Genomic DNA, 19,982 nt, shown 5'->3' on the forward strand with positions numbered 1-19,982 from the left:
AATGGGCCAGTTCCTCCTGATTGAGGGAGACTCCCATGGATCACAAGCTTCGTATTCTGGTTCGACTGGACATCGACCGCAATTCGGCAGTTCTTGCCGTCACCGGTTGCCTCACCACGGAAAGCTATCGGGCCTTGCTTCCCGTCATCCGACGTGCCAACGCACTGGTGGACGGCGTGGCCGTGATCGTGGATCTGCGCAATGCCATCCACGTTGACGCAGCAGCGGCAGAAGCACTCAACGACAGCATTCGGCTGGAACATCACCACCACGAACTTGGTGCTGTCACGTTGCAGCTTCCCGATATGTACCCAGCATGCGGGCTACTGGCGAGCCTGCCCCCCGTACCGCGTCTGATTGCTGCGTCATGACCCGCGCACAAGGCACCGGCGCCTTGGGCTTGACGGCCGATGACCTCCCACCAGCCAAGGCGGGGATAGCAGCTTTGAGCACGAGACAGCTCAAACGCATGTGCGACGAGTACTTCAGCTTGCTCGACCAGGTGAATCCTCCGGAATGCCTCCTGGCCGACTATGGAGACGCCTGTGATGAGCTGGCACAGCGGCTCACCCTGAAACGAAATGCCCGCACTACCCTCTAGATTCGCCGCCCCGCTGATCTTGACCCCTGTGGGTTATCCGTCTCGGCCCTGGAGCCATCACAATCGTCGCACCTGGAGACAACATGTTCATTGAGAATCGTCAATCAACGCACACGGGCCTGAGCCTTCCACACTACGACCAGGAGGGGTACGTCGCACGAGGCTGGCGCACACAACAGCTTGCCGGAATTTCAGAAGGCCTACTGGGGCTCAATATAGCCACCGGCCCAGCCGAGGAGCTCGACAGGGAAACAGAGGATGATCGTTGCCTAACCACCGATATCAGTCCCACCGACTAGCACGTGCCGTCGGAACCGACTGGTCCTTCTGGACAGCTTTCGGTGCAGGGCTCGGTCTGGGTACCTGCACATCAACGCGGATCGGAGCGATGACTTCGGTTCCAGGCACAAACGGAACGGGTTCGCTTCTGCCGCTCGAATGACACACAGTTCCGCCCGAGCACACGGGCGACGTGGCGTGATTCAAACTCAAACACGGCCCTACGCGGAAACGAAGAAACCCCGCAGTCCTAGTAAACACTGGGAACTGCGGGGTTCTAGCTGGTGGCTCCGACCGGCGTCGATCCGGTGACCTTTCGATTTTCAGTCGAACGCTCTACCAACTGAGCTACAGAGCCTTGCAACCACCTGACGATGATCACCGTCGACGTCCGGATTTCTCCGACCATCTCAGCGACCCTGACGGGACTTGAACCCGCGACCTCCGCCGTGACAGGGCGGCGCGCTAACCAACTGCGCTACAGGGCCTTGCGATTTTGCAAGAGTTTCATCCTACCAGCACCGTGACGGTGCTTAGGACCACTCCCTTGCGTACCCCCAACGGGATTCGAACCCGTGCCGCCGCCGTGAAAGGGCGGTGTCCTAGGCCGCTAGACGATGGGGGCCAGGACCACACAAGTGCTTTACTCCTCGTTGTGGACCTCTAAAACTATAGGGCCTCGATCTCGATTACACAAAACCGGCTCTCACGCGCCGGAAAGTAACGTCCGGGCTACGGCAGTAGAGTTTCCTGCGTGCCCATTGACATGAGCCTCGAGGACTTCGAATCAGCCGTCGACGACGCCATCGACCAGATCCCCGACAGGTTGGCGCGGGCCATGAATAACGTCGCGATCTTCGTCAAGGAGGAGTTTGAGCCGGGGCCCGGTGAAGAACCTGACCCTGACCTGCTCGGACTTTACGAGGGAACTCCATTGACCGAGCGGGACTCGTGGTGGGACGCCGGGTCCCTGCCGGACCGGATCAGCATCTTTCGTCAACCGCTCCTGCGCATGTGCGAAAGCCGGGAGGAGCTGGTGGAAGAAATCCTCGTTACGGTGATCCATGAGGTGGCGCACCACTTCGGAATCGACGACGAACGCCTTCACGAGCTCGGCTGGGGGTAACCTGACCCTGCGCCAGATGGGGCTTCATACTTGTCATATGGGCGCACATACTCACGGGCACGCCGTCACAGCGACCGGCAAGCACCGCAAATCGCTGGTCCTGGTTGTTGCGATCACGCTCGCCGTCGTCGTTATCCAGGTGATCGGTGCGGCACTGTCTGGCTCGCTGGCCCTCCTTGCCGATGCGGGCCACATGCTTTCCGACGCCGCCGGCGTCTTCATCGCGCTGCTGGCTTCGTGGATCGCGGCGCGTCCCGCCACTGCTCGAAGCACTTACGGATACCAGCGGGCGGAGGTCCTGGCCGCCCTGGCGAACGCCATCATCCTGGTGGTAATCGCCGTCGTTATCACCATTGAGGCGATTCGCAGGCTGGGTGACGTGACAGAGGTTCGGACGGACATCATGCTCGTCGCCGCGGTCCTGGGCGGGGCAGCGAACCTGGTATGCCTGCTGATACTCCATGGCGGCCACAAGGAAAGCCTCAACATTCGAGGTGCCTACCTGGAGGTGCTGGGCGACCTGCTCGGCTCCATCGCCGTGGTGGTCGCCGCCGTCGTGATTGCGATGACGGGATTTCAGCAGGCGGATGCCATCGCTTCGATCCTCATCGCGCTCATGATCCTGCCGCGGGCGTGGAGCTTGTTAAGCGACGTGATCAACGTCCTTCTGGAATCAGCACCGAAGGGCGTCGACCCGGCAACGATCCGCGAACACATCTTGAAGGTAGAGGGCGTGGTTGATGCCCATGACATCCACGCCTGGACCATCACTTCCGGCGTGCCGGTGTTTTCGGCGCATGTCGTCGTGGATTCGGAGAGCCTGAATGCGGAAGGGGTGGACCGAATGCTGGACCGCCTCGCGCATTGCCTGAGCAATCACTTCGACACTGAGCACTGCACGTTTCAGGTCGAACCGCTTGAGCATGCGGTCCATGAGAGTCATCAGCACGCCTGAATCCTCCCGATCCACCGGCGCGACACGCCATGCCAAGTTCTCGATAATGGTGCTGTTGTTACTTAAGCTACTCGTGTGCCTAATGTTGCCAATGTGACGATTGGGCCATACCCTCGGATGTGTTTGGATGTCGTCCGAGGATCGAGTCATGCTGCCAACCTTCCCTGCACGCAGGTTCCCCGTGCTCGCTGCCGTGCTTTCCGGAGCTCTACTCACCGTCGGGCTGACGCCGTCACCCGCGGTGGGCGCGCCGGACCTGCCCAGTGCCAGCGAGATCTCTGCGGCGAAGGACAACACTGCCCGGACCTCCCAGCTGGTCGACGAGATCGAGGCAATCCTTGAGACCGCTGCGACAGAACTGCAGGACGCGCAGGTTGAGGCGATGAAATCCCAGGGCGCGTACATCGACGCACTGGCCGAACTGGATGAACGCCGCGCCGCCGCAGAGCGACTCTCCGCGCAGACGCAGCAGGCAGAAGACGCGTACCGCGCGGCAACCACGGAGCTCGGGGAACTGGCGGCGGACATCTATCGCGCCGGGGGCATCATGCCGGACAGCAGCCTCCTCGCCTTCGCCCAGGATCCCCGAAACATCATGTACCAGGCATCAACGGTGGAAGGCATGGCGGCTTCGCAATCCCGAACTGTCAACCAGGCCGAAACCGCCGCGAGTTCGCTCGAGTCCCTGCGCGCCGACGCGAGAGAAGCCCAAACAGCCGCCGCCGACGCGGCCGAAGAGGCCACCCGCGCAGGTGCGGCTACCGAATCCGCCATGGCGGCAGCCGCCAGCCTGGTCGAACAAAAGCAGGCAGAGCGGGAAACCCTCGTTGCCCAGTTGGCACAGTTGCGCGACACCACTGCAGCCCTGGAGGAGCAGCGGATCGCGGGCCTCGAACAGGAACGCCGCGAAGCTGAACTTGCGCGTGTCCTCGCCGCATCCGCCGAGGTCACCCGGGCAGCTTCCACCGGGCAGTCAGCAACGCCTGCACAGTCTGCACAGACTACTCCGGAGACTCCCGCCGCACCGGCGCCGGCTCCCTCGCCACTTCCCGCACCGGCGCCAGAGCCCGTGCAGCCGCCCACCGCACAGCGCCCTGTTCCGGCCCCGCGCCCGACAACACCTGTACCCCCACCGGCACCTGCTCCGGTGGCGCCCGCACCTGCTCCGGTGGCTCCTCAGCCGACTCCGCCGCCCTCACCGGTTCCGGCACCTCCAGCGACCAATCCGGGCGGCGTGGCCGCAGCCGTCAATTACGCCCGTGCGCGAGTCGGTGCACCCTACTTCTATCAGTGGGGCGGGAACGGCCCCCGGGGCTACGACTGCTCCGGTCTGGTTCAGCAGGCCTTCGCCGCAGGCGGTATCTCGCTACCGCGGACAGCTTCTGCTCAGTTCTACGCTGCCCGCACCCACGTTCCGCTCTCCCAGGTGCAGTTCGGGGACCTGGTCTTCTGGGGGGAAGGTGCCGGAATCTGGCACGTTGCGATCTACGTCGGCAACAACACGGTCGTGAACGCCCTCAATCCCTCTCAGGGCATCCTCGAAGTGAACCTGGCGAACATGAGCGGAATGGGCGCGCTCAATCCGATGGCTGCCCGATTCTAGGCGCCACCCGGTCCTAGGCGGCCATTGGTCCGAACCTGGCGCGGTCCGCCAGCCGTGGGTCCTCGCGGTCAGGAACCACAAGCACCGGGCCCTTCGCATGATGCAGCACGCCCTGGCTGGTGGAGCCCAGCAACATGCCGGCGAATCCACCGCGCCCCCGGGTTCCCAGCACAACCAGCTCGGCCGTGCGTGACGCTTCGATCAGTATCTCAACGGGCGGACCGTCCAGCAGTTCGATCGAAATCTCCAACCGGGGAAAGTGGCTCTGCAGCCATGCCTTTCCGGCGTTCAGCTGAACCATGATCTCGCTATGGAGCGCGTCCCGGTCGACCGGAGTCGGCATCCATGCGAGCGAGCCGGTGAACGGCGGCAGCGAACACACCACTCGCAACGGCAGTCCGCGGGACTCCGCCTGCTCAGCCGCGAGCAGCGACGCCATCCGTGCCTGTTCCGAGCCGTCGACGCCCACCACGACGACCTTTTCGACGTCCTCCGCCTTGGGGCAGGGCTCTCCCTTCGTCCTCGGCGCCGACACCCCGGCCTCGTTCAAACGGGGAGCGCAAAAGAGCGGCACGACGACGGTCGGACACTTCGCGTGCGCGGGAAGCGCTGAGCTGACTGATCCAAGCAGCCGGCCCACGAAGCCTCCCCGTCCACGTGACCCGACCACCATCAGTTCGGCCTCCTCGGAGAGCTCAAGAAGCACCCCTGCGGCGTCCCCGCTCTCCACGCGCGGCACTATCTCAATGTCGTGGCGACTGGCGAGCCTGCCGATGGACTGGTCCAGAACCGACTGAGCACCCTCCCGGATAACCGTGTCGTCCACGGTTGCGTACCCTGCATCCATACTCGACGCCGCGAACACCGGTACCGTGTATGCCGTCACTACGTGCAGCGGCGACCGGCGGCGTTTGGCCTCGTGTGCTGCCCATACAAGGGCACACATGCTCTGGTCAGAACCGTCCACACCAACAACTATTCCGCGCCCCTGTGAATGCCTTGGCGCGCCCGGCTCGTGAGTCTCAAACATGTCCCGCCTCCTTGCGGTTGAACCGTTACTGACACCTTTGCTCAGCCGTCGAGTTATTTCTAGCCTACTCACCAGTAGGGGGTCTATTCAGCGCCCAAAAAGTTATATAGGCTTCGAGAATCGTTATCGGGCGGATGGTCTCCCTTGGGGTTCCCGCCCGCTTTAAGTGCGCTTGGTTGACCCGTTCGCAGCCAAGTGTCCGCACAGCCCGGAAGAGGCGCCGGGCTGTGCGGAGTTCTCCTTCCCCTCAGGAGGTTTTCATCGATGGTGCCGGAACCCGCCACCCGCGCGGCCGCAGAGTCTTCCGCGCCTGCCGCGGCAGAGATGACAACCACAGTGGTGATCGGTTCCGGACTGTCGGGTCTTGCCGTCGCCAGCGAGCTGAGTCGCCGCGGAGTCAAGTCCATCGTCGTTGAAAGCATGGAGTGCCTGAATTCGGGTGCCAATCGGACCGTCATGACGGACTCGGTGTCGCTCTCAGAGCGCACTGAGCTATTGCGCCTGCTGCGCTGTTATGCGTCCAGCCACTCGCTGGACATCCGGCAGGAGACGGTGGCGGAGGGCCTGTGCATGGTGGGCTATTCGCAACTGCTCCCGGCGCCCGTGCTCGGCTCCAAGAAGTGGGCTGTCCAGACCCGGAACGGCGTACTCCTCGCAGACCACGTGGTTCTGACGAAGTATCCCCAGAACCAGCTGCGGCGGTTCGTCCAGTCCCTCGGCCTGGCCGTGGGGATAGACATCAAGGCCGCCCTCCGCGCCATCGGGCTGTACCTTATCGGCGTAGGCGAGGTGCTAACGCCTACAACACGGGAGATAGTCCGGCAGGCCAAGGTCATCAGCGACTCGATCGTCTCGAAGGGCGCACTGGCCGCCCAGCTGGTCCAGCCCGTGAAGGCCTCTGTCCTGGCGGCCGGCCTTCCGCGCCCCGGACAGCCACCGGCCCTTAGCGCCTAAGCCCGTTATCCCGCGTCGTTATTGCCCTGCTTGAGGCGGCGCCGGGCTCCCAGCGCCAGAACTGTGGCGAGAGCAATCAACACCGCGATCATCAGGATGACGGCCCAGGACACGCCTGAGTCCGCTGCGGGCTCCTGATCGAGTGCGCCCGGCTCGGCGGTTTCGATGGGACCGGACGTACCTGCCGATGCCCCCGGCGTTACCGAAGTAGCAGGGGAATCAGCACTGCCGCCGCCTGCGGCCGTGAACTCGAACGTCCCCTCGATGGGGTGCGAGTCGGAAGAAACCACACGCCAGTTCACCGTGTACGTACCGGCCGGGGCTCCATCCCGCAGTGCCTGGGTGGCCACCGTGTCCGTAATGGACACCTCGCCCTCGGCCCAGTCCTCGCCTGCCTCGTCAAGCACCTGCACTTCTGAACCGATCGTCGCCGGCACGTTACTGAACGTGAGCTCGATCATCTCGGGAGCGGCATCGAGCGTCGCGCCCGCCTCCGGGTTCGATGAGCTCAACTCGTCATGGGCGGTTGCCCCGTTCGCGGTGCCAAGGACCAGTGCCAGCGCCATCATCAACGCGCTCACCAGCAGAACGGCTATGCGCTGGACGGAATGTGCCCCCGGGAGCGCCGACGGGCTTGCTGCAACTACTGAGGAATGCTGCTTCATACCCCCAGCGTACGGGAGGCGGCTGGCAGGATCCTGAGCCGCTCATTGGATAGACTTTCGAGCGAACTCCCCCACCAGCAGAGGAATACCCGTGCCTGCACTGCGTACCGCGATGGACAGCTACTTTCAGGTAACCGCCCGCGGATCAACCTATTCACGAGAGATCAGGGGCGGGCTCGCCACGTTCTTCGCCATGAGCTACATCGTGGTGCTCAATCCGCTGATCCTTGCCGGAGCTGATGCCAGCGGCGAGAGCCTTGGCATCGAGCGCGTCGCCGCAGTAACCGCTCTCATAGCGGGTGTGCTGACGATTCTCATGGGCGCCTGGGCAAAGTATCCCTTCGCGCTGGCCACAGGACTGGGCGTCAACGCATTTGTGGCAATTACTGTCGCGACCAACCCGGAGCTGACGTGGCCGGAGGTGATGGGACTGGTGATGCTCGCCGGCCTCACCATGCTGGTTCTGGTGCTCACCGGCTTCCGTACTGCGGTTTTCAACGCGGTTCCCGAAAGCCTCAAGACGGCCATCGTCGTCGGGATCGGGCTCTTCATCGCCCTCATCGGTCTGGTGAATGCCGGCTTCGTCCGACGAATTCCTGACGTTGCACAGACCACCGTCCCGGTCGGGCTGGGTTTCGATGGGGTACTCCTCGGTTGGCCTACGCTCGTCTTTGTTTTCGGCCTGATTCTCACCATCGCACTGGTAGTCCGGAAGGTCCGCGGCGGCATTTTGATCGGCGTCATCGCGTCCACCATCCTTGCCGTCATCATCGAGGCTGTGGCCAACGTTGGGCCAAGCGTAGGGCCGGAGGGCGCCAATCCGCAGGGCTGGTCGCTGGTGGTGCCTGAACTGCCCTCCGGATCCTGGGTAGGCATCCCCGACCTCAGCCTCGTGGGTAGCGTCAGCGTCTTCGGTGCGTTCGGCACCCTGGGAGCAACAGCTGCCCTGCTGCTGACGTTCACCATCCTGCTGAGCATCTTCTTCGACGCCATGGGCACGATGGTGGGTCTGGCCAACGAAGCGAAGCTCGTTGACAGGCAGGGCAACATTCCAGGCGTTGACCGCGTTCTAATCGTGGACGCACTTGGAGCCGTGGCCGGCGGCGCGGGCTCTGTGTCGTCGAATCAGATCTATGTTGAATCGGGCGCCGGCATCGGTGAAGGAGCACGTACCGGTATCGCCAACATCGTGACTGGGCTGCTGTTCCTGGTGGCGATGTTCTTCACACCGCTGATCTCGCTGGTCCCGTTCGAGGCCGTTGCTCCTGCCCTCGTCATCGTCGGTTTCATGATGGTGTCCCAGGTGGGCAGGATCGACTGGCAAGACTGGGGTATCGCCATCCCGGCGTTCCTCACCTTCACGTTGATGCCATTCACATACTCCATCGCCAACGGGCTCGGTGCAGGCTTCGTCGCTTATGTGCTGGTGCGCACATTCCAGGGCAGGGCGAAGGAAATCCACCCGCTCATGTGGGCCGTCGCTGGCGCGTTCGTCATCTTCTTCGGGATCGGACCCATCGAGCAACTGCTCGGCGTCGGCTAGCCAACACCGAATTGGCAGGACACGCCCCGAGTGCGGGAGCAAACGGGGTGTGTCCTGCCAACTCACGGCGAAGACCGGTCAGCGTGCCGACCACCCGCCGTCCATCGTGTAGGAGGCACCGGTCACCATCCCGGCGTGATCGGAGGCCAGCCAGGCCACAAGCGAGGCCACCTCAGTGGGCTCCACCAGACGTTTGACTGCGCTTTCGGTGAGCATGATCTGCTCGAGCACCTCGTCCTCGCTGATGCCGTGCAGGCGCGCCTGGTCCGCGATCTGGTTCTCGACCAACGGAGTCCGCACGTACCCGGGGTTGATGCAGTTGCTGGTGACTCCGTGCGGTCCGCCTTCCAAGGCCGCCACTTTCGACAGGCCTTCCAGCCCGTGCTTGGCAGACACATAGGCAGACTTGAAGGCTGATGCCCTCAACCCGTGCACTGAAGACACGTTGATGATTCGGCCGAACTTCTTGGCGTACATCGACGGCAGGGCGGCCCGCATCAGCAGGAACGGCACCTCGAGCATGAGCGTATGAATTCGCCGGAAGTCGGCAGGATCGAACTCCTCGATGGGTCGCACCACCTGGATGCCGGCGTTGTTGATCAGAATGTCGGCCTCGAGCGAGAGGGTCTCCAGCGCCTCGGTGTCGAGCAGATCAACCGCCCACGCCTCGCCTTTCACCTCCTTGGCGATGACGCCGGCTCCCTCCGCATCGCGATCGGCGACGACGACGGATGCCCCCTGCGTCGCCAGTTCACGGGCGCAGGCCGCTCCGATTCCGCTCGCGCCGCCGGTGACGACAGCGCGACGGCCGGCGAGCGCGAGGGGAAAAGGCGTGAGGGACGACGGCGGCTGTGCGGTGGGGCGCAAGCCGCCGTCGTCGTTCCGCGGTTCGGCAGGCATGGTTAGCGGTCCCTGCCGGCGACCGGGATTCCATGGCGCTCCGCGTCCGCCGCATCAATGTCCCGAAGCGAGGTTCCGCGTGTCTCGCGCAGGGTGATGACGGCGATGGCCGTCACCACGCTGGCGCCGAGGACGTAGAGCGCCACTCCCACCCAGGAGCCGGTTTCCTGCAGGATCGCCGTGGCGATGATCGGTGCGAGGGATCCCGCGAGGATGGAGGTCACCTGGTAGCCGAGCGAGACGCCGGAATAGCGCATGCGGGTGGGGAACATCTCGGCCATGATCGCCGGCTGGCCCGCATACATGAGTGCGTGGAAGCAGAGGCCGATGGTCACGGCGAGGATGATGATCACCGGGTTCAGGGTGTCGAACATCGGGAAGGCGAAGAATGCCCAGCTCGCGCCGAGGATGGCGCCGGCGAGGTACACGGGCTTGCGTCCGAAGCGGTCGGACAGCCGGCCGACCTGCGGGATCACCAGGAAGTGCACAACGTGTGCGATCAGCAGCGCAAGGAGCAGCGAGCTGGTGTTGTACTGGTGGACCTGCGAGAGGTACACGATCGAGAAGCTCACGATGATGTAGTACAGGATGTTCTCCGCGAACCGCAGACCCATGGCTCCGAGGATGCCGCGGGGGTACTTCTTCACAACCTCGAAGACGCCGTAGCTGATGGCCTTCTCGCGCTCCACCTGCTCACGGGCTTCGAGGAAGATCGGCGATTCACTGACGTGGGTGCGGATGTAGTAACCGATCACCACGATGATCGCGGACAGCCAGAACGCTACGCGCCAGCCCCAGCTGAGGAACTCGTCCTCGGGCAGGATGGAGGACATCGTCAGCAGCACAACGGTGGCGAGCAGGTTGCCGACCGGTACCGCAGACTGCGGCCAGCTCGACCAGAAGCCGCGCGACTTGTTGGGGCTATGCTCTGCAACCAGCAGGACCGCACCACCCCATTCGCCGCCCACTGCAAAGCCCTGGACGAAGCGGAGGATGACCAGTAGAGCCGGCGCCCAGTAGCCGATGGAATCGAATCCGGGCAGGCAGCCCATCAGGAACGTGGCCACGCCGACGAGGATGATGGTGACCTGCAGCGTGTGCTTACGGCCCAGTTTGTCGCCGATCTGGCCGAAGAAGATTCCGCCAAGGGGACGGGCAACAAAGCCGACGGCGTAGGTCAGGAACGCTGCGATGATTGCGTCCAGCGGGGTATCCGCGTTGGGGAAGAACACAATACCGAAGACCAGGGACGCCGCCGTGGCGTAGAGGAAGAACTCGTACCACTCGACGACGGTGCCCACCATCGAGGCTGCGACGATCTTCTTGAGGCCGTGGGGGGCTGCATCGGCCTCTCCTGCCGGACCCCTTCCCGGTTGGGCTGGGCGCGAACTGACGCTCATGGACTGCTCCTTCTGTGTCGGCTCTGACACTCTTTGCTCGGTGGGTGAATCCAGGGGTTTTTGATTCGGGTGGTGCGCGCTTGTGACGCCTGTCACCCAGGTGGGCCTCATTGAGTATGTGTGCACATGCCGGGGCACTTCAATGGCCAGTTACGCAGGAGCAATCTGCGAAAATGCAGATGTGCCCCTTCAGCCGGACGACCTGCTCATCCTCCTCGCCGTGTCCAACTCCGGCCGCTTCACCTCCGCCGCTGAGAGCCTCGGCCTGAACCACACCACGGTCTCGCGTCGGATTGCGGCACTGGAGCGAGCGCTCGGCGGGCACGTCCTGGTACGGGCGAGCGGTGGTTGGGAACTGACGGACCTCGGCCTGCGCGCGGTGGCCGCTGCCGAGGAGGTCCAGCGGGCACTTTCGGAGCTGGAAACCGACGACGACGGCGCGAGCCGCCTTTCCGGCGTCGTGCGCATGAGCGCCACGGACGGTTTCAGCGCGTACATCGCCGCTCCGGCGTTCGCAAGGCTGCGGCGCGAGCATCCACGGCTGAGCGTCGAGATTGTGGCAGCAACGCGGCGGGCGTCGCAGACGAGGAGCGGCCTCGACCTTGAGGTGGTCGTTGGCAGGCCGCAGGTGCATCGGGCGGAAGCCATCCGGTTGGGTGAATACGTGTTGGGGCTCTACGCCTCGCGGGAGTACCTGGCCGAGTTCGGCACCCCGTCCAGCATCAATGAAGTACTGAAGCACCCACTGGTGTACTTCATTGACTCGATGCTGCAGGTGGACAGCCTTGACGCGCCTCGGCGCTTGCTGCCAAGCATGAAGGACTCTTTGAGCTCGACGAATGTCTTCGTTCATGTGGAAGCCACCCGGGCGGGAGCGGGCATTGGCCTGCTCCCCTGCTTCATGGCGAACCTGCACAGCGACCTCGTGCGGCTGCTGCCTGAGGAGGTCGCGGAGCGGTTGGGTTATTGGCTCGTGGCACGCCCGGATTCGCTGCGGCAACCGGCTGTTGCCGCCGTCGTCGGCGCTCTGCGGAGGGCCACCGACGAGTATGAGGACCGGCTGCTCGGCAAGACCTGACCGCTTGAGTTGGCTCAGTCTGTGAGGACTCAGTCTGTGAGGACTCAGTCTGTGAGGATTCAGTCGGTGAGAACCGGGGCGCCGCTGATGAATCGGGTGAGCTGGTCGCCTTGCCACAGGTGCGCGGGCACACCGCCGCCCAGCAGTTCCCGGGCCAGGCCCGGATCCTCCCCGAGCGGTGCATCACTCGCGGCGATGATGACGTTTCCATAGCGCCGCCCCTTCAACATGGCCGGGTCCGCGATGATCACCGTGTGCGTGAAGGCCGAGGAGATGGTGGCCGCCTCCCGCCGCGCCATGGCGAGGTCCGGGGAGTCACCGCAGTTGACGATGTAAACACCGGCGGGATCCAGGACGCGTTTCGCGTGTTCCACGAATTCGAGGGTCGTCAGTGCGCTCGGAGTGCGGCTGCCGGCGAAGACGTCACGGATGATGACGTCGCGGCTGCTGGCGGAGAGAGACTCGGTGACTTCCCGCGCCTCTCCGACGCGGATCCGCAGCAGCGGCGCACGCGGTAGGTCGAACCACTCGCGCACCAGCACAGCGAGCGCACCGTCGAGTTCGACGACGACCTGCCGCGCGTCGGGGAAGGTTGCTGCGAAGCTTCGCGCCAGTGAACATGCGCCGCCGCCCAGGTGAAGTGCGCGGAGGCGGAACGTTGAGGGCCACTGCGAGGTCACCAGTGAATTGATCCATCGCATGTACTCGAAGTCGAGCCGCGCCGGGTCCGCGAGATCGATGTGCGAACTCGGGACCCCGTTGATGTGCAGCACCCAGCCGTTGGGGTTGAAGCGGTCGGGCACGAGCTCACAATTACCGGTGTCGATGGTGTGAATTCCGGGGGCCGGACCACCCTCGGCGGCAGCCGTTTCCTTGTTTTCCCGCTTCCGTCCCACGAATCCTTACTCTCTCGCCCGATGCCGGTCAGTAAGGACGGACAGCGCCCTGATGATGCAGATACCCGTTGACCTGCCGAACGCGGCCGGGGATGGTGAAGAGGTCGATGATCATGAGAATCCACAGCGGTATCAGGAAGAGGAAACCGAGCAGGAACCAGGCCGTGGCGTAACCGACCAGCCCGAGTGCCAGGTACAGAAAACCCATCCCGTTCTGGCGCAGATAGAACTTGTGTGCGCCGAAGTTTCCGAGGAGGAACCAGAGCAGGTACGCGAGCCAGCTTTCTTTCGCGGCATAGACCACCACGTGCTGTTGGGGCTGGTTCCCATAGTAGTTGGACATGTCATTTCCCTGTCTGTTGTAAGACTGATGCGGACCCGCCGGTCGCGGGCGGACGCGGTGTCTGCGCCGAACGTACCAACCGGATCTCGTAGAGCCCGTTCCACCGCTCGGAGAGCTGTTCCCTTTCGCCGTCCGGCGTGAATCCCAGTTTGCGGTAGAAAGCGATGGCGCGCTCGTTCCCCTCAAGAACCCAGACGCACGCCGCGGCATCACCGATGGCTGCATCGGCGAGCGCACGACCCAGGCCGGTGCCGTAGTACTGCTTCAGTACGTACAGCATGAAAAGTTCGACGGCGGCGGGCGGACTCTCGCCCCGGGCGTCACCGCCCGCCGCGATCCCGACAATCTTCCCCAGTTCATCCACTGCAACGAAGGGAACGCTGTCCTGGGTGTCGAACCCCATCCGCCAGGCTTCGGCCTGCGCCTCCACCGTGTCGTCCAGCCCTGCCAGGACCCCGGATTCGAGCCGACCTTCGTAGGCCTGGCGCCAACCCTCGTTCTTCATCCGCAGCGCAGCCTCAAGCTCGTCGATACGCAGCGGACGGATGGTGACCATGCCGTTCATGCTATCGTCCGGCAGCGACAACCCTGGGTCCTGCGCCCTGGAGAATGACGGCGGCTAGGTTCGGTGCATGCGGAACATGGGCCTGGAATGCCAGACCGGTCCGCAGAGGGCGGTCGTTCCATCGGGGACGAACCCGTTGCGAACGTAGAAACGCTCCGCCCTCGGGTTGTCATTGAGGATCCAGAGATAGGCCGAAGAATCACCGATTGATGCATCAAGCAGCTGCTGGCCCAGACCGCACCCGTGCGTCGAGGCCAGCGTATAGATGTGGTGCAACTCGAAATCGGGGCGATCGTCGTCCCTGCCCGGCCCCGAGGAAGCAATCCCTACCGCCCGACCCCGGCCGTCTAAGGCAATCCAGCCGGTGACGCCGTCGTCACGCGAAAGTGCGGCCCGACGTCGGCTGATGATGTTCGGCAGGTCCGCATCGTAGTGGTCGTGGAACTCGCGCGGCATGATGTTCGCGTAGGTTTCATGCAGCGCGGCGACATGCGTGCGCGCGTAGGCTTCCGCGTCGTCGACGGTGGCCGTACGGATCGAGAATTGAGTTCTAGTTGACGACGGCGACCGCAAACCCGTCCCAGTCCTTGGTTCCTACGGTTTGAAGCGCGGTTGCCTCCAGGCGAGGATGGCCGCCGAGAATCTCAAGGGCCGTCCGGGTGCCGCGCGTGTGCTCGTCGCCGTCCGCATCCAGGACCGTGCCGCCGCGCACCACATTGTCCAGCACAATCACCGCGCCCGGGCGGGACAACTTCACCGCCCATTCAAGGTAATGGGGATTATTGACCTTGTCTGCGTCGATGAAGAACAGGTCGTAGGGTCCGGCAAGAGTGGGGAGCGTCTCAAGAGCAGCGCCCACATGCACGGTGACTTTGTGCCCGACGCCGGCCGAATCCAGGTTGCGGCGCGCCACCTCCGCGTGTGCCGGCTCATACTCGCACGTGTCCACGGTGCCGTCCTCGGGAAGGCCCCGGGCCAGCCAGATGGTGCTGAAACCGCCCAGCGTGCCGATCTCCAACACACGACGCGCTCCGTGGATCCGGGCCAGCAGCATCAGGAATTTCCCCTGCCCAGCGGTCACCTCGATGGCGGGCATTCCGGCGCTGCGCGTGTTCTCCACAGCGGCGAGGAGTGCGTCATCGGGCCGGACGACCGTGCTGTTGAGGTACGCGTCCACCTCGGCCCAAGTGCTCATGAATGCCCCTGGTACTCGTCCATCTCGTCAATGGCGCGTTCCAGGCGTTCCACTTTCCCGGTCAGCTCACCGGTGCGTCCGGGACGGATGTCTGCCTTGAGTACGAGGGAGACGCGGCTGCCGTACTTCGCTACCGCCTCGGTGGCGCGTTTGACGACGTCCATTACCTCGTCCCACTCACCCTCGATCTCGGTGAACATGGAGCTGGTGGAGTTCGGAAGTCCTGAATCACGCACGATCTTCACGGCCTCAGCCACGGCGGCGTGAACAGACCCCTCAGCATTGCCGGAGGTGTCCTCGTGTGCGCCGCTGGGCCGGCCGGAAGGTGCAACTGAGAAGGCTACGAGCATGGGGACAGTCTGTCAGGTTTGGTCCCGCTGGTCACCCGTTTGTGCAGATGCCTCCGTGTCGAATGGATAGCCCGGAAGGTAAGGCAGCCAACACTGACGGACAGTGACTAAGCATCTGTGATCGTGCAGGATGAAGTAATGACCACCCGCGGAATTTACGTCAGCGCAATGGCTCCCGGCTCGGGAAAGTCCCTCATTTCACTGGGTCTTGCCAGCATGCTGCAGGGGCACGCTGACCGCATCGGATTCCTCCGGCCGATCTCCGAAGCGGAGGACGGCGCGGACGATCCGATGGTCCTCCTGATGCGCCGTGCGTTCGGGCTGGATGCGCGAACGGCCCGGAGCGGCATGACGCGCGCAGAAGCACGGGCGCTGCTCGTCGCAGGTGAGCGCGAGGAGATCGATGCCCGCTGCGTCGCGGTCTACAGCGAGATGGCGCAGTCCTGCGACGTCATCATCGTGGAGGGCACCGACCTGAGCGGGCAGGACGCCGCGGTTGAATTCGACCTCAACGCACGGTTGGCGAACAACCTGGGCGCCATGGTTCTCGCCGTCGTGAGCGCGAAGGACATGAGCGCGGCCGAGGCTGCCGACGCCGTCGACGTCGCCCGGCGGGAGCTGGACGCTGCGCAAGTGTCCCTGCTGGCCATGATGGTGAACCGCGCGGCGGAAGACGCCGTCGGCACCATCCGGGAACAGGTACGCCCCGGAAAGTCGGGCCGTCCGGTCTACGTCATCCCCGAGCTGAGCGAAATCTCGCAGCCCACCATGGCTGAGGTCGCGAGCGCCCTTGACGCCCGGCATATCGCCGGTGGGGCCACGCTTGAACGGGACGTCTCCTCCATCCGCGTCGCTGCCATGAATGTAGGGCACTTCCTCGAACTGCTCCGGGACGGCGCGCTCGTAATTGTGCCCGGTGACCGGGCGGACGTGCTGGTGGCCACGGTGGCGTCGTCGTTCTCGCCTGAGTTCCCCGTACCTTCCGGCATGATCCTCACCGGGGGCCTCACGCCCGATCCCAATATTCTTGCCCTGCTTGCCCACGCAACCTTCCCCGTGTTCGCGGTCGACGACGACACCTACACCGCCGCCAAACGCGTCAGTGAGGTGCGCGGCGAGATCGCGACCGGCCTGCGCCGGAAGGCAGCAGCGGCGCTGGGCGTATGGTCCAGGCAGGTGGACGCGGTGGAGCTGCTCGAACGGCTGGAGTTGCCGCGGCCGGTGAAGATGACCCCGCTGCGGTTTCTGCACGAGCTCATCGAGAAGGCGCGCAGCGACCGCAAGCACATTGTCCTTCCCGAGGGCACGGACGAGCGGATCCTGCGCGCAGCGGAGATCCTGCGCCGCAGGGATGTCTGCGACCTGACAATCCTCGGCTCGGAGTCACAGGTCCGGGAGATCGCGGCGAGTCAGGGCATCGACCTCGCAGGCCTGACCCTGCTCGATCCTGCCACCTCCGAGCTGCGTGAGGAGTTCGCTGCGGAATACGCGCGGCTGCGCTCACACAAGAACGTATCCCTCGAGGATGCCCGGGAACGCATGCTCGACGGCTCCTACTTCGGGACCATGATGGTACAGCTCGGCCATGTGGACGGCATGGTCTCGGGCGCCGCGCACACGACGGCCAACACCATCCGCCCGGCGCTGGAGTTCGTGAAGACCAAGGAGGGCGTGAAGATTGTGTCCTCAGTGTTCCTCATGCTCCTTCGGGATCGGGTTCTGGTGTACGGCGACTGCGCGGTCAATCCTGATCCCACCGAGGAACAGCTTGCTGACATCGCCGTTGCGTCGGCGGAGACCGCTGCCCAGTTCGGAGTTGAACCGCGCGTGGCCATGCTGTCCTACTCCACGGGAGAATCCGGATACGGCGGGGCCGTGGACGAGGTCCGGCGTGCAACTGAGTTGGTGCGGTCCATCCGGCCGGACCTTCCCGTTGAAGGACCCATCCAGTACGACGCCGCGGTGGACGCGTCGATTGCGCAGTCCAAGCTGCCCGGGTCCACGGTCGCCGGGCAGGCAACCGTCTTCATATTTCCCGATTTGAATACGGGCAACAACACGTACAAGGCGGTGCAGCAGTCGGCCGGTGCCGTCGCCGTCGGGCCGGTTCTGCAGGGCCTGCGCAAGCCGGTGAACGACCTCTCGCGGGGCTGCACCATCGAAGACATCGTGAACACCGTAGCCATAACGGCCGTCCAGGCACAGGGCACCACATCCCAGGAGGCGTAATGATCATCCTTGTCATCAACTCAGGCTCGTCCTCACTCAAGTACCAGGTGCGGGACTCCGCTACCGGGGAGCGTCTGGCCAACGGACTGATCGAGCGCATCGGGGATTCTGCCCATGGCGGGCCCAGAGACCACGCAGAAGCACTCGATCGGGTCACACAGGAACTTGAATCAACGCTGCAGGGCCGATCGATCGACGCCGTCGGTCACCGTGTGGTCCACGGCGGGGAGCGCTTCAGCGAGCCGGTGCTGGTCACCAACGAGATCATCCGCGCCATCGAACGGCTCAACCCGCTGGCCCCGCTACACAATCCCGCGAATGTCCAGGGCATCCGCGCCATCGCCGACCGGTGGCCGAGCATGAAGCAGGTCGCCGTCTTCGACACCGCCTTCCACCGCACCCTGCCCGAACACGCCTGGCGGTATGCCGTGCCCGACGACCTGTACAAGAAGTTCGGCATCCGTCGGTACGGCTTCCATGGCACGTCCTTCGAGTACGTGACACGGCACGCGGCCGGGCTGCTCGGCCTGCCGGCGCAGGAATTCACCGGGATCATCGCGCACCTGGGAAACGGTGCGTCCATCACGGCCGTCCAGGGTGGACGCAGCATCGATACCTCGATGGGTTTCACACCTCTGGAGGGCCTGGTCATGGGCACCCGATCCGGTGACATCGACCCGTCCATCCTGCTGTTCCTCAGTCGCGAAGGCTATACGGAGAAGGATCTCGATCGACTCCTGAACCGCGAGTCAGGGCTCGTGGGCCTCACTGGCCACAATGACATGCGGTCGGTCGAGGAATCAGGCGACGCCGGGACGGTCGCCCTCGACATTGCTTCCTACCGGCTCGCCAAGTACATCGGCGGCTACCACGTTGCCGTCGGCGGCGCGCAGGCGCTCGTCTTCACCGCCGGAATCGGAGAGAACTCGTGGCGGTTCAGGGAGCGCGTGGTGAATCGACTCAGTGCGCTGGGCATCTTCATTGACGACGCCGAGAACCAGAAGCCGGGCGGGTCCCCACGCGAGATCAGCACCGAAGAATCGGCGTTCCCGGTGTTGGTGGTGCCCACAGACGAAGAGGCGGCGATCGCAGAGGCGACTGCCGCCGTCGTCGACTCCGCTTAGGTTCTGCTGTTCAATCGCTCGTCAGGCGGCACCGAGGAAGCGCGCCAGCGCGGCCGCAGCGGCGCCGGCCAGCACAACGACGAGGAACGGTGCCCGCAGCCACAGTGCCACCGCGGCGGCCAGGAGCGCGGCGAGGCGCGCATCAACCACCAGAGCCTGACCGCTCGAGAAGGTGTTGACGGCCGTCAGCGAGGCGAGCAGGCCGATGGTCAGAGTGCCTGCCACGCGGGTCATCCGCGGGTTCTCCATCAGCCGCGCGGGCACAAGGTATCCGGCGAGCTTCGTGAGGTAGCTGAGCAAGCAGGCAACAAGGATCCAGATCCAGAGGTTCACGGCCGCCCTTCCGAGGGATACGGCTCGACATCGGGTTCGAGCCCTTCACGTGAGGGACCGAAACTGAACCAGCCGAGCAGGCCGGCGACGAGTGCGGCCACGAGAATGGGGACGCCCGGCGGCACGAAAGGAACTGCCAGCAGGGTGACGAGGGCGCAGACCACGGCGATGGCCGCGGGTTCCCGCGCCTTCAGCCGGGGCCACAGCAACCCGAGGAAGGCGGCCACCGCAGCGCCGTCGAGACCCCATTGCGCCGGATCACCGAGGGCGTTTCCGAGCAAGGCGCCCACCAGGGTGAACACGTTCCACAGCACGTAGATGCCGATTCCGGCCACCCAGAAGCCCCGGCTTTGCTCCAGTGGATCGCTCTGCCCGGTGGCGGTTGCGGTTGATTCGTCGATGGTGACCTGTGCCGCGGCGAAGCGGCGCCAGCGGCGCGGGCGGAGCATCGCGTTCATCTGCATGCCATAGACGGCGTTGCGGATGCCCAGCAACCCCGACGCCGACATGGCCGCCGCACCGCTTCCGCCGCCACCCACCACTCCAATGAACGCGAACTGTGAGCCGCCGCTGAACAACAGGAGACTCAGCGCCATCGTCTGCAGGAGGTCAAGCCCGGACGCCACCGAGAGGGCGCCAAAGGACACCCCGTAGAGCCCCGTCGCTACGGCAATAGACAGACCAACCCGCGCAGCCGGGGATTTCGAAAACTCCACCGGCCAAGCCTATGCGGAACCCCGGCCTCGCTTCACTTCGGGTCCGATGGCGGCAATACTGAGAAAGGTCAGCATACTTACGAATCTGTGGAGGAGT

The 19,982-nt window shown here is 64.3% G+C and carries 22 protein-coding genes and 3 tRNA genes; 10 read left to right on the plus strand and 15 right to left on the minus strand.

Annotated features, from left to right (window positions below):
• The first annotated feature begins 35 nt into the window (after window positions 1-35).
• Window positions 36-371, plus strand: coding sequence for a hypothetical protein (locus RIF85_RS01015; RefSeq protein ID WP_309070045.1), 336 nt, complete (start codon window positions 36-38; stop codon window positions 369-371).
• A complete protein-coding gene (locus tag RIF85_RS01020; protein ID WP_309070046.1) occupies window positions 368-601 on the plus strand; it encodes a hypothetical protein in 234 nt (77 codons plus the stop codon). The genes RIF85_RS01015 and RIF85_RS01020 overlap by 4 nt, the downstream gene beginning before the upstream one ends.
• Before the next feature lie 561 nt (window positions 602-1,162).
• Here RIF85_RS01020 and RIF85_RS01025 read toward each other — a convergent pair.
• The 3 genes from RIF85_RS01025 to RIF85_RS01035 form a co-directional block, all read right to left on the minus strand.
• Window positions 1,163-1,238: transfer RNA gene (locus RIF85_RS01025), tRNA-Phe, on the minus strand.
• 56 nt (window positions 1,239-1,294) lie between these two features.
• Window positions 1,295-1,368: transfer RNA gene (locus RIF85_RS01030), tRNA-Asp, on the minus strand.
• A gap of 64 nt (window positions 1,369-1,432) precedes the next feature.
• A tRNA-Glu gene (locus RIF85_RS01035) sits at window positions 1,433-1,505 on the minus strand.
• Window positions 1,506-1,646: 141 nt separating this feature from the next.
• On the opposite strand from RIF85_RS01035, the gene RIF85_RS01040 reads away from it, so the two are divergent.
• The 3 genes from RIF85_RS01040 (at window position 1,647) to RIF85_RS01050 (ending at window position 4,564) form a co-directional block, all read left to right on the plus strand.
• A complete protein-coding gene (locus RIF85_RS01040; RefSeq protein WP_309070130.1) occupies window positions 1,647-2,006 on the plus strand; it encodes a metallopeptidase family protein in 360 nt (119 codons plus the stop codon).
• A gap of 37 nt (window positions 2,007-2,043) precedes the next feature.
• Window positions 2,044-2,961: a cation diffusion facilitator family transporter gene (locus RIF85_RS01045; RefSeq protein WP_309070047.1), complete on the plus strand. Its 918-nt coding sequence runs from the start codon at window positions 2,044-2,046 to the stop codon at window positions 2,959-2,961.
• A gap of 148 nt (window positions 2,962-3,109) precedes the next feature.
• Window positions 3,110-4,564: an NlpC/P60 family protein gene (locus tag RIF85_RS01050; RefSeq protein ID WP_309070048.1), complete on the plus strand. Its 1,455-nt coding sequence runs from the start codon at window positions 3,110-3,112 to the stop codon at window positions 4,562-4,564.
• A gap of 13 nt (window positions 4,565-4,577) precedes the next feature.
• Here RIF85_RS01050 and RIF85_RS01055 read toward each other — a convergent pair whose 3' ends face one another.
• Entirely contained in the window at window positions 4,578-5,594 is a 1,017-nt protein-coding gene (locus RIF85_RS01055) for a universal stress protein (protein ID WP_309070049.1), read from the minus strand.
• 264 nt (window positions 5,595-5,858) lie between these two features.
• Here RIF85_RS01055 and RIF85_RS01060 point away from each other — a divergent pair, with 264 nt between their 5' ends.
• Window positions 5,859-6,548: an FAD-dependent monooxygenase gene (locus tag RIF85_RS01060; protein ID WP_309070050.1), complete on the plus strand. Its 690-nt coding sequence runs from the start codon at window positions 5,859-5,861 to the stop codon at window positions 6,546-6,548.
• A gap of 5 nt (window positions 6,549-6,553) precedes the next feature.
• Here the strand turns inward: RIF85_RS01060 and RIF85_RS01065 are convergent, their stop codons facing one another.
• Window positions 6,554-7,213: a copper resistance protein CopC gene (locus tag RIF85_RS01065; RefSeq protein WP_309070051.1), complete on the minus strand. Its 660-nt coding sequence runs from the start codon at window positions 7,211-7,213 to the stop codon at window positions 6,554-6,556.
• Between the two features lie 112 nt (window positions 7,214-7,325).
• Between RIF85_RS01065 and RIF85_RS01070 the strand changes: the two genes are divergently transcribed.
• Complete coding sequence (locus RIF85_RS01070) at window positions 7,326-8,756, plus strand: NCS2 family permease (protein WP_309070131.1); 1,431 nt, start codon at window positions 7,326-7,328, stop codon at window positions 8,754-8,756.
• Window positions 8,757-8,834: 78 nt separating this feature from the next.
• Here RIF85_RS01070 and RIF85_RS01075 read toward each other — a convergent pair whose 3' ends face one another.
• Window positions 8,835-9,656 (minus strand): 3-hydroxybutyrate dehydrogenase, encoded by an 822-nt coding sequence (locus RIF85_RS01075; protein ID WP_309070052.1) that lies wholly within the window; start codon window positions 9,654-9,656, stop codon window positions 8,835-8,837.
• 2 nt (window positions 9,657-9,658) lie between these two features.
• Complete coding sequence (locus RIF85_RS01080) at window positions 9,659-11,056, minus strand: MFS transporter (protein WP_309070053.1); 1,398 nt, start codon at window positions 11,054-11,056, stop codon at window positions 9,659-9,661.
• A gap of 142 nt (window positions 11,057-11,198) precedes the next feature.
• Between RIF85_RS01080 and RIF85_RS01085 the strand changes: the two genes are divergently transcribed.
• On the plus strand, window positions 11,199-12,134 hold the full coding sequence (locus tag RIF85_RS01085; protein WP_375164439.1) for a LysR family transcriptional regulator: 936 nt from the start codon (window positions 11,199-11,201) through the stop codon (window positions 12,132-12,134).
• Between the two features lie 59 nt (window positions 12,135-12,193).
• Here RIF85_RS01085 and RIF85_RS01090 read toward each other — a convergent pair whose 3' ends face one another.
• The 6 genes from RIF85_RS01090 to RIF85_RS01115 all read right to left on the minus strand — a co-directional run bounded on the left by RIF85_RS01090 (window position 12,194) and on the right by RIF85_RS01115 (window position 15,483).
• On the minus strand, window positions 12,194-13,030 hold the full coding sequence (locus RIF85_RS01090; protein WP_309070055.1) for a fused MFS/spermidine synthase: 837 nt from the start codon (window positions 13,028-13,030) through the stop codon (window positions 12,194-12,196).
• A 28-nt stretch (window positions 13,031-13,058) separates the two neighbouring features.
• Window positions 13,059-13,373 carry a TM2 domain-containing protein gene (locus tag RIF85_RS01095; RefSeq protein ID WP_309070056.1) on the minus strand — a complete coding sequence of 105 codons (315 nt, stop codon included), beginning with the start codon at window positions 13,371-13,373 and terminating at the stop codon, window positions 13,059-13,061.
• Between the two features lies 1 nt (window position 13,374).
• On the minus strand, window positions 13,375-13,929 hold the full coding sequence (locus RIF85_RS01100) for a GNAT family N-acetyltransferase (protein WP_309070057.1): 555 nt from the start codon (window positions 13,927-13,929) through the stop codon (window positions 13,375-13,377).
• Window positions 13,930-13,992: 63 nt separating this feature from the next.
• Window positions 13,993-14,511: a GNAT family N-acetyltransferase gene (locus RIF85_RS01105; protein ID WP_309070058.1), complete on the minus strand. Its 519-nt coding sequence runs from the start codon at window positions 14,509-14,511 to the stop codon at window positions 13,993-13,995.
• Window positions 14,489-15,133 carry an O-methyltransferase gene (locus RIF85_RS01110; protein ID WP_309070059.1) on the minus strand — a complete coding sequence of 215 codons (645 nt, stop codon included), beginning with the start codon at window positions 15,131-15,133 and terminating at the stop codon, window positions 14,489-14,491. Before RIF85_RS01110 ends, RIF85_RS01105 begins: the two co-directional genes overlap by 23 nt.
• Window positions 15,130-15,483 (minus strand): thiamine-binding protein, encoded by a 354-nt coding sequence (locus RIF85_RS01115; RefSeq protein WP_309070060.1) that lies wholly within the window; start codon window positions 15,481-15,483, stop codon window positions 15,130-15,132. The genes RIF85_RS01110 and RIF85_RS01115 overlap by 4 nt, the downstream gene beginning before the upstream one ends.
• A gap of 138 nt (window positions 15,484-15,621) precedes the next feature.
• Between RIF85_RS01115 and pta the strand changes: the two genes are divergently transcribed.
• The gene (pta, locus tag RIF85_RS01120; RefSeq protein ID WP_309070061.1) at window positions 15,622-17,712 is read left to right on the plus strand and encodes a phosphate acetyltransferase; all 2,091 of its coding nucleotides are present in this window, start codon (window positions 15,622-15,624) and stop codon (window positions 17,710-17,712) included.
• Window positions 17,712-18,836, plus strand: a complete 1,125-nt coding sequence (locus tag RIF85_RS01125) for an acetate kinase (RefSeq protein WP_309070062.1) — start codon at window positions 17,712-17,714, stop codon at window positions 18,834-18,836. The genes pta and RIF85_RS01125 overlap by 1 nt, the downstream gene beginning before the upstream one ends.
• A 21-nt stretch (window positions 18,837-18,857) precedes the next feature.
• Here the strand turns inward: RIF85_RS01125 and RIF85_RS01130 are convergent, their stop codons facing one another.
• The gene (locus tag RIF85_RS01130) at window positions 18,858-19,169 is read right to left on the minus strand and encodes an AzlD domain-containing protein (protein WP_309070063.1); all 312 of its coding nucleotides are present in this window, start codon (window positions 19,167-19,169) and stop codon (window positions 18,858-18,860) included.
• On the minus strand, window positions 19,166-19,885 hold the full coding sequence (locus tag RIF85_RS01135) for an AzlC family ABC transporter permease (protein ID WP_309070064.1): 720 nt from the start codon (window positions 19,883-19,885) through the stop codon (window positions 19,166-19,168). Before RIF85_RS01135 ends, RIF85_RS01130 begins: the two co-directional genes overlap by 4 nt.
• Between the last annotated feature and the right edge of the window lie 97 nt (window positions 19,886-19,982).

Source organism: Arthrobacter sp. (genome assembly GCF_031179385.1).
GTDB lineage: Bacteria > Actinomycetota > Actinomycetes > Actinomycetales > Micrococcaceae > Arthrobacter_D.

Excerpts from the sequence above, each read along its gene's own strand:
- RIF85_RS01015 (WP_309070045.1), top strand. The coding sequence starts at position 36 with ATGGATCACAAGCTTCGTATTCTGGTTCGACTGGACATCGACCGCAAT.
- RIF85_RS01020 (WP_309070046.1), top strand. The coding sequence starts at position 368 with ATGACCCGCGCACAAGGCACCGGCGCCTTGGGCTTGACGGCCGATGAC.
- RIF85_RS01040 (WP_309070130.1), top strand. The coding sequence starts at position 1,647 with ATGAGCCTCGAGGACTTCGAATCAGCCGTCGACGACGCCATCGACCAG.
- RIF85_RS01045 (WP_309070047.1), top strand. The coding sequence starts at position 2,044 with ATGGGCGCACATACTCACGGGCACGCCGTCACAGCGACCGGCAAGCAC.
- RIF85_RS01050 (WP_309070048.1), top strand. The coding sequence starts at position 3,110 with ATGCTGCCAACCTTCCCTGCACGCAGGTTCCCCGTGCTCGCTGCCGTG.
- RIF85_RS01055 (WP_309070049.1), bottom strand. The coding sequence starts at position 5,594 with ATGTTTGAGACTCACGAGCCGGGCGCGCCAAGGCATTCACAGGGGCGC.
- RIF85_RS01060 (WP_309070050.1), top strand. The coding sequence starts at position 5,859 with ATGGTGCCGGAACCCGCCACCCGCGCGGCCGCAGAGTCTTCCGCGCCT.
- RIF85_RS01065 (WP_309070051.1), bottom strand. The coding sequence starts at position 7,213 with ATGAAGCAGCATTCCTCAGTAGTTGCAGCAAGCCCGTCGGCGCTCCCG.
- RIF85_RS01070 (WP_309070131.1), top strand. The coding sequence starts at position 7,326 with ATGGACAGCTACTTTCAGGTAACCGCCCGCGGATCAACCTATTCACGA.
- RIF85_RS01075 (WP_309070052.1), bottom strand. The coding sequence starts at position 9,656 with ATGCCTGCCGAACCGCGGAACGACGACGGCGGCTTGCGCCCCACCGCA.
- RIF85_RS01080 (WP_309070053.1), bottom strand. The coding sequence starts at position 11,056 with ATGAGCGTCAGTTCGCGCCCAGCCCAACCGGGAAGGGGTCCGGCAGGA.
- RIF85_RS01085 (WP_375164439.1), top strand. The coding sequence starts at position 11,199 with ATGGCCAGTTACGCAGGAGCAATCTGCGAAAATGCAGATGTGCCCCTT.
- RIF85_RS01095 (WP_309070056.1), bottom strand. The coding sequence starts at position 13,373 with ATGTCCAACTACTATGGGAACCAGCCCCAACAGCACGTGGTGGTCTAT.
- RIF85_RS01100 (WP_309070057.1), bottom strand. The coding sequence starts at position 13,929 with ATGGTCACCATCCGTCCGCTGCGTATCGACGAGCTTGAGGCTGCGCTG.
- RIF85_RS01110 (WP_309070059.1), bottom strand. The coding sequence starts at position 15,133 with ATGAGCACTTGGGCCGAGGTGGACGCGTACCTCAACAGCACGGTCGTC.
- RIF85_RS01115 (WP_309070060.1), bottom strand. The coding sequence starts at position 15,483 with ATGCTCGTAGCCTTCTCAGTTGCACCTTCCGGCCGGCCCAGCGGCGCA.
- pta (WP_309070061.1), top strand. The coding sequence starts at position 15,622 with ATGACCACCCGCGGAATTTACGTCAGCGCAATGGCTCCCGGCTCGGGA.
- RIF85_RS01125 (WP_309070062.1), top strand. The coding sequence starts at position 17,712 with ATGATCATCCTTGTCATCAACTCAGGCTCGTCCTCACTCAAGTACCAG.